This is a genomic window from Micromonospora sp. NPDC051006 (assembly GCF_044456245.1).
Taxonomy (GTDB): domain Bacteria; phylum Actinomycetota; class Actinomycetes; order Mycobacteriales; family Micromonosporaceae; genus Micromonospora.
The window spans coordinates 1-6,985 of the sequence record NZ_JBITFP010000047.1; the positions used below are offsets into that span (position 1 = coordinate 1).

A 6,985-nucleotide genomic window follows, 5' to 3' on the forward strand; every position below is an offset into this window, starting at 1 on the left:
GGGGGGGGGGGGGGGGGGGGGGGGGGGGGGGGGGGGGGGGGGGGGGGGGCCGCGGGCGGGGGGGGGGGGGGGGGGGGGGGGGGGGGGGGGGGGGGGCCCCCCCCCCCCCGCCGCTGCGGCGTCACCGCCGCTCGGCGACCACCTCCGGCTCGGCCGGCTGCCGGTCGCGGGTGGCGCGCAGGCTGGTCAGCGTGACGACCACCAGCACGCCGATGATGACGCCGAGCGACGCCAGCGTGGGGATCGCCGGCACGCCCTTCCAGATGCCGTGCGCCCAGTGCAGGCCCAGCTTCAGGCCGATGAACGCCAGGATGATCGCCAGGCCGTAGCTGAGGTGCACCAGACGGCTGAGCGCGGCGTGCAGCACGAAGTAGAGCGCGCGCAGGCCGAGCAGGGCGAACGCGTTGGTGGCGAAGACCAGGTAGGGATCCTCGGTGATGCCGTAGACGGCGGGCACCGAGTCGACCGCGAAGACCACGTCGGTGGCGAGCACGGCCACCACCACCAGGGCGAACGGGGTGAGCGTCCGGCGGCCGGCCTCTCGGATGGTCATCCGGGTGCCGTGGTAGTCGTCGGTGACCGGCATGAACCGGCGCAGCAGCCGCACCGAGCGCATCTTGTTGATGTCCACCTCCTGCTGGTGCCCGGAGAGGGCGTCGCGCAGCAGCTTCACCGCCGTGGCGATGAGGATGATCGCGAAGAGCAGGAAGGCGAAGTCCAGGGTCTCCAGGGCGGCGGCGCCGAGGGCGATGAAGACAGCGCGGAGCACGAGCGCGCCGGCGATGCCGTAGAGCAGGACCCGTTGGGCGAGCACCGCCGGGACCGCGAAGGCGGCCAGCAGGAGCATGAAGACGAAGAGGTTGTCGACCGAGAGCGACTTCTCGACCAGGTAGCCGGTCAGGTACTGCACGCCCAACTCGGAGCCGTAGCGGTTCCAGACCCAGGCGCCGAAGGCCAGAGGCAGGGCGATGTAGAACGCCGACCAGCCGAGCGCCTCGCGGAGCGAGACCTCGTGCGGGCGGCGGGTGACCAGGAAATCCAACACCAGCAGCACGATCACGCCGGCGATGGTCACCCCCCACAGCATGGGGGTGCCGACCGTCGACAGCTCGGCGGCGGAAAGGTACGACAGCTCAGTCATGGAGCCTCCTCGAACACCGTGTCATGTTCGAGGTCTCCTTCACCCACCTTTGCGTGGGCAACCACCCGAGGCGTGCCGGGCACGCCGTACTGACCGGAATGGTTCGTGGGAAGTACTCCCCTCGTGGGCACAAGGTTAGGTCAGGCTCAGACGGTGCGCCAAGCGGGGCCACCCTACGCGTGTCGATGGTTGCCCAGGTCAACGGCTGCCCCGCTCCCGCCGCGCTCAGCCCCGGCGTCGACTGCTGCCTCGCTCCCCCGCGCTCAGCCCCGGCGCAGCGTCGCGCCGGGAGCCATCGCCGGCTCGACCATGTCCCGGTAGTCGCGCGGGAGCTGGACCACCACGTCGTCGAACTCGCCGCCGGTGATCGCCTCCCGCAGCGTGGTCAGGACCGCGCGAATGGCGTCCCGGGCGGCCGGCTCGTCCACGGCGGCCCGCTCGCCGACCCGGGCGACGAACTCCGCGGCCCCGAACCGGTCCGCCGCCTCGGTGCCGGGCCCCGGCTTCAACACCACCTGCAACGGCTTCGGCAACTGCGCGGCCAGGTCCAGCACCTCACCGCCGGTCAGGCGCTCCGCCAGTGTCACCAGCGTGGCCCGGGTCAGGGTGACGGCCTGCTCCGACGAGGTTCGGGTCCGCTGGGCCACCTGGTCGACGAAGGTGTCGTAGTTCATCGCGTACTCCTCGGGCTGCGTCGGAGCCTGCGGGTACCCGCGGCGCAGCGGCGGAAACGGACGCCGGATTTCCCCGCCGGCCGGGCGTGACCGGCCGGGGGGCGGGTAACCGCCGCCGGTCGTGACCGGATCGATGCCGCGAGGAGCCGACGCCATGGCGAGCTACGCCGACGTCCTGCAGTACCTGTCGAGCCTGGACTACCCGGCCGAGAAGGACGACGTGATCCGCGAGGCCGAACGTGAGGGCGCGCCGCCGGACGTGCTGCGCGCGCTGCGGGCGCTGCCGCCGGTGGACTACGCCAACGGCAACGAGGTGGCCCGCTCGGCCGGCATCGAGGCCGCCCCCGAACTGAGCCCGTCGCAGCGCGCCGCGCAGGCCCGCGACCGGCACCCACGGGTCTCCCAGCACCTGCGCGGCATCTGACCCGGCCGTGCCCGGACCTGCGCCGGGGGACGACGACGAGCAGCGGGTGACGGCGGCCGGGTCCCGGCCGGGCCCGCCCGACGGACACACCCCGGCGATGGTCCAGATCGCGGTGGTGGCGCTGGTCGGGCTCGCCGTGGGTGGCGTCTTCGGCGCCCTGGTGTCGCCTCCGCTCGCACCGCTGGTCGGTTGGGACGTGGCCGCGGTGACCTGGCTCGTCATCGTGTGGCGCAAGATCTGGCCGCTGGACGGCGTGCAGACCGCCCGGCTGGCCGCGCACGAGGACCCCAACCGGGCGATCCGCGACGTGGTGCTGCTCGGCGCCGGCACGGCCAGCCTGCTCGCGGTGCTGCTGGTGGTCGGCACCGCCGACACCACTCCGCCGGGCCCGCTCCGCGACCTGTACGGCGCCGCGGGGGTGCTGAGCGTGCTGCTCTCCTGGCTGGTGGTGCACACCGTGTTCGCCGCCCGGTACGCCCGGGTCTATTACACCGGGCCGGACGGCGGGGTGAACTTCCACCAGTCGCTGCCACCGTGCTACGTGGACTTCGCGTACCTGGCGTTCACCGTCGGCGCCACCTTCCAGGTGTCGGACACCAACCTGACCAGCCCGGAGATGCGCCGGACCGTCCTGATGCACTCGATGCTGTCGTACCTGTTCGGGGCGTTCGTCATCGCGGTGACGGTGAACCTGCTGGCCGGCCTGGCCAGTTGACCAGGGCAGCCGAACCTGGACCGCAGAGACAGGCGGGCGCCCCAGGCCGCGAACCGCGACCGGGGGCGCCACGCAGATACCTGTCCCTGGTGGTAGTCGCGGCCCGAACCGGGCCGCGACCACCAGGCCGGTAGTAACGCCCGAACCGGGCGGGCATGACTGCCTCGATCATCATACAATGCAACATCATCCGAACGGCTGATTTTCGGCGAACTGTGGGCCAGGGCACTGTCGCCGGGTCAGCGCATCACCTCGGCATACCGCTGCTCCAGGTCGACTCGGGCGAGCGCGCCCACCAGCCAGGCAAGCCGTTCGGACTCGCCACTGCCGGCCAGTCCGGCCAGGTCGCTGGCGGATCGTCCCAGTCCGAGCCGGCGCGCCGCGACCAGCGCCCGCCGGTCGGCGACCGGGGCCACCTCCCGCCAGAGCGCCTGCGCCTCGCGCAGGAACAGCTCGACCACCTGCCCGTCCACTCCGGGCAGCTCACTGAGCAACTCCCGCTCCAGGCGCGGGTCGTAGTGGGCCTTCGCCCGCAACCGCCGCAGGTCACCCCGGTAGCGGTCGACCACGACGCGGGCGAGGTCGCCGAGCACGTCGGCGAGCGCGTCGACGTCACCGCGCTGCCCGGCTCTGCGCAGCACGTCCACCCGGGACTCGTGCAGCGAACGGGCCAGCCGCGCGGCGCTGTCCCACCCCTCGTCGCGCAGCGCCCGCGCGCTCTCCACGGCACGCCGGAAGTCGCCCCGTCGGGCCAGCAGGACCGACAGGTAGAGCACTTGGAAGAGGCTCGCCGGGTTGTTGGTGACCTGGAAGCCGTACTGCTCGGCGAAGCCACGGCTGCTACCGGCGAGCCGGCGTACCAGACGCTTCTTGTCCTCGATGCTGGAGATCGCACTGGTCGGCATGCCGGCGACTACCCGCACCACCGCCGGTCACACGCCGGGTGGTCAGCTTCGGATGTCGCCACCGCGGTCGCGGGCCTTGAGTCGGGTCGTGGGCAGTGCCGGGGCGGGCAGCGGCGGGGCGGGATCGTCGGCGACCACGCCGAAGCGCCGCCCGGCCATCCAGTCCTCGCGGGCGGTGGCCACCTCCTCGTGCGAGCGACCCACGAAGTTCCACCACATCACCAGCGGCTCCTCGAAGGGCGCACCGCCGAGCAGCATCAGCCGGCTGCCCGGCTCGCCACGCAGGGTGAACCGGTTCCGCCCGATGCCGAGGTAGAGCAGCGCACCGGGCGCGAAGGGAACCCCGTCGACCTCCGCCGAGCCGGACATGGCCAGCAGCGCGTACTCGAAGTCGGGGCGCAGCGGCAGGTCGACCGGCGTCGGCCCGGCCAGCTCGAGCTGCGCGCCGACCAGCGGGGTGTGCACCACCGCCGGGGACCGCTCGCCGGCGATCTCGCCGACCAGGAGCGTGACGTCCAGGCCGCCGTCCTGCCAGCGGGGCAGGTCCGCGTGGTGGGCGAAATCGGCGCTACCGGCGCGCGCCGGATCCGGCAGAGCCACCCAGAGCTGAACCCCGTGCATCACCGGCGGGTGCACGTCAGGCGACCGCTCCGAGTGGGCGATGCCGCGCCCCGAGGTCATCACGTTCAGCTGGCCCGGCCGGATCGGCTGGACGCTGCCCAGGCTGTCGCGGTGCAGGATCTCCCCGTCCAGCAGCCAGGTCACCGTCTGCAGGCCGGTGTGCGGGTGCGGCGGCACCTCCATCCCGGGGCGCTCCGCCACGTCGTCCGGCCCGAAGTGGTCGACGAAACACCAGGCGCCGACCATCCGGCGCTGCCGCTGCGGCAGCAGCCGCCGCACCGTCGTGTACCGCCCCAGCGGCACGTCGTGGCCGGGCAGCAGCACGCTGCCGGGATCGACGGCGGCCACGCCAGGCGGTCGCGTCTGCGCCGGCATTGATTCGGTACGTTCCACCGCCCGACTGTACTGCGGGCCCGATCGGCGGCGGCGCCCCTTCCCCGCCTCCGTCCCCCTGGTCAGTAGCGGTCCCCGCGCGGCGGGGCGGATGGCGCCTCTCCCCCAGCCCGCCGCGGATTCTGCGCGGCACAGTGCTGGCCAGTCCCCGGGCCCGGCACCCGCACCCCTACGGATCTTGGACAACTTCCGTTAGCAGTTAACGGAAACTGTCCAAGATTCGGTGGCGCAACATGCTCGCGGGGCCGCGCGTCGGCCTGCCGGCGGTGATGGCCGACCGGGCGCCAGCCTTTGGGCGGCCGGCACATCGCGGGCCGGCACCGGGGTGGCGGGGACGCCAGCCAGCACCGTGCAGACGCGCGTCGGCCGCTACCTGGTGGGACGCGCCCGTCCCTCTCTCGGATACGCCACTGGCCGGCACCCGTATCAGGGTGCCGGCCAGCGGTCAGACCATTCTGTGGTTGTCAGCTGTTCCAGTGCTGGGCGACGAGGTCAGCGGCCTGCTGCTCCCACTGGGCGTAGGCGTCCGGGTAAGCCGACACCTGCACCGTCTGCGCGGCCTCGGTCAGCGGCATGTCCTGCCACCCATCAACCTGCTTCAGACCCTTCTGGAACGCCATCGTCGAGTACTCAGGATCGGTGATCTGCTCCGGGGTACCCCAACCACTCGAAGGGCGCTGCTGGAACAGACCCAGCGAGTCATGGTCGTTGGCGTCGCCGAGGTGGCCCAGGTTCTCCAGCTTCGACTCCTGCAGCGACGTGGCGATCGAGATGACCGCGGCCCGCTCGTCCAGACCCGACTTCTTCGTCCCGGCGATGATCGCCTTCACATTCTTGGTCTGCTCGTCGTTCAGGTCGATACGCGACTGCTCGCCCTGCACGCCGTGCGGGATCAGCTTGGCGGTGTCCACACCCGGCTTGTCCGCCTGCACCGCCACCGCCACGGCGGTGGGCTTGGCGTCCACGACCGGCGCGGCGGCGTGAGCGGCCACGGGGCCGGCGAAGATGCCACCGGCGAAAGCCAGACCAGCAACACTCAGAACGCTCTTACGCATGATCGTATTCATCAGGAAAGCTCCAATTCGGGGGTAGACACCCACAGCCGATAGGGGTCGGCACAGTGCGCGGGTGTGCAGCACCTCGACAGGCGCTCAAACAAACAAGGGGGAAAGTCTTTCGGCCGGGCCACACGACAGGGGCGGGCTCATCGGCCAGGGGGTCCGACGCGTGGGGGGCTTACGGCATCGGGTCCAGGTGTAACGACCGGCGGACCGCCATCATTCCGGGGGCGGGCCCATCGGCCGGGTCCAGGTATAACGACCGGGGGGTGGCCGTCATTCCGGGGCCGGCTCGTCGACCGGGTCCATGTGTAACGACCGGCTGGCCGCCGTCATTCCGGGGGCCGAGCCACCGTCGCCGACCGGGTCAACCGGCCGGCGGGCGGGGCTGCTACCTCGGCCGTCAGGGATATTCAACGACGCCCGGCGGTCCACCATTCCGGCCCCGGGATGCCCCCGGTCACACCCCAAACCACCCACACCCGCCCACCTGAGCGGCGGCGGCGCACCCCACACCTGGCGCGAACCGGACGCACACCCCAAACCACGCCGACTCAACGCCCAGGGCACCCGCAGCGGCCGGCCCACCTCCGCCACTCGGCCCGGCCACAACAACGGAAAACGACCCAGCCAGCGGGAAGGGTGTTGGGCCGGCGCGGAGCTGGTGCTCAGGTGTGGGAGCCGCGGCAGCCGGTCGGCAGGACCCGTGGACGATCGCCGGCGGCTCGACGGGCGGTGGGCGCGGGTACTGCCTGCCACCCGGCGAGCCGGACAACCGGCGCACCAGTGACCGGCCGCCCACGACGACCGAAAGTCGCCTACGGCCGAATGATCGACTCGAAATCCGTGAAGTTGGGGAGTCGCAGCCGACGGGACACCCCGACTTCACAGAACTCGAGTCGACCAACCCGACAACCCGCCTGATCCACTCCAGATCGCCGACATGGCGGTATCCGCGCGGCTTGGGCTCAAGTGGTTGTTGCAACGGGATGGATCTTCGTGAGGATGTTGGTTCATGCCGGGGAAGCGGTTGTCGTCCGGGGAGCGGGCGCAG

7 protein-coding genes are annotated in these 6,985 nt (G+C 72.0%); 2 read left to right on the forward strand and 5 right to left on the reverse strand.

Annotated elements, in window-relative coordinates:
- Positions 1-121: 121 nt before the first annotated feature.
- Positions 122-1,141, reverse strand: a complete 1,020-nt coding sequence (locus tag ACIBBA_RS33435) for a TerC/Alx family metal homeostasis membrane protein (protein ID WP_396702881.1) — start codon at positions 1,139-1,141, stop codon at positions 122-124.
- A 263-nt stretch (positions 1,142-1,404) separates the two neighbouring features.
- Positions 1,405-1,815, reverse strand: coding sequence for a DUF2267 domain-containing protein (locus ACIBBA_RS33440; protein WP_350876709.1), 411 nt, complete (start codon positions 1,813-1,815; stop codon positions 1,405-1,407).
- Positions 1,816-1,969: 154 nt separating this feature from the next.
- Here ACIBBA_RS33440 and ACIBBA_RS33445 point away from each other — a divergent pair, with 154 nt between their 5' ends.
- A complete protein-coding gene (locus ACIBBA_RS33445) occupies positions 1,970-2,239 on the forward strand; it encodes a DUF2795 domain-containing protein (RefSeq protein WP_350876711.1) in 270 nt (89 codons plus the stop codon).
- Between the two features lie 7 nt (positions 2,240-2,246).
- Positions 2,247-2,954, forward strand: a complete 708-nt coding sequence (locus tag ACIBBA_RS33450) for a DUF1345 domain-containing protein (RefSeq protein WP_396702884.1) — start codon at positions 2,247-2,249, stop codon at positions 2,952-2,954.
- A 239-nt stretch (positions 2,955-3,193) separates the two neighbouring features.
- On the opposite strand, the gene ACIBBA_RS33455 is transcribed toward ACIBBA_RS33450, so the two are convergent.
- The 3 genes from ACIBBA_RS33455 to ACIBBA_RS33465 form a co-directional block, all read right to left on the reverse strand.
- Positions 3,194-3,859: a hypothetical protein gene (locus tag ACIBBA_RS33455; protein ID WP_396702886.1), complete on the reverse strand. Its 666-nt coding sequence runs from the start codon at positions 3,857-3,859 to the stop codon at positions 3,194-3,196.
- Between the two features lie 42 nt (positions 3,860-3,901).
- Positions 3,902-4,873: a pirin family protein gene (locus ACIBBA_RS33460; protein ID WP_396702888.1), complete on the reverse strand. Its 972-nt coding sequence runs from the start codon at positions 4,871-4,873 to the stop codon at positions 3,902-3,904.
- A 464-nt stretch (positions 4,874-5,337) separates the two neighbouring features.
- Positions 5,338-5,940 carry a hypothetical protein gene (locus ACIBBA_RS33465; RefSeq protein WP_396702889.1) on the reverse strand — a complete coding sequence of 201 codons (603 nt, stop codon included), beginning with the start codon at positions 5,938-5,940 and terminating at the stop codon, positions 5,338-5,340.
- Positions 5,941-6,985: the final 1,045 nt, after the last annotated feature.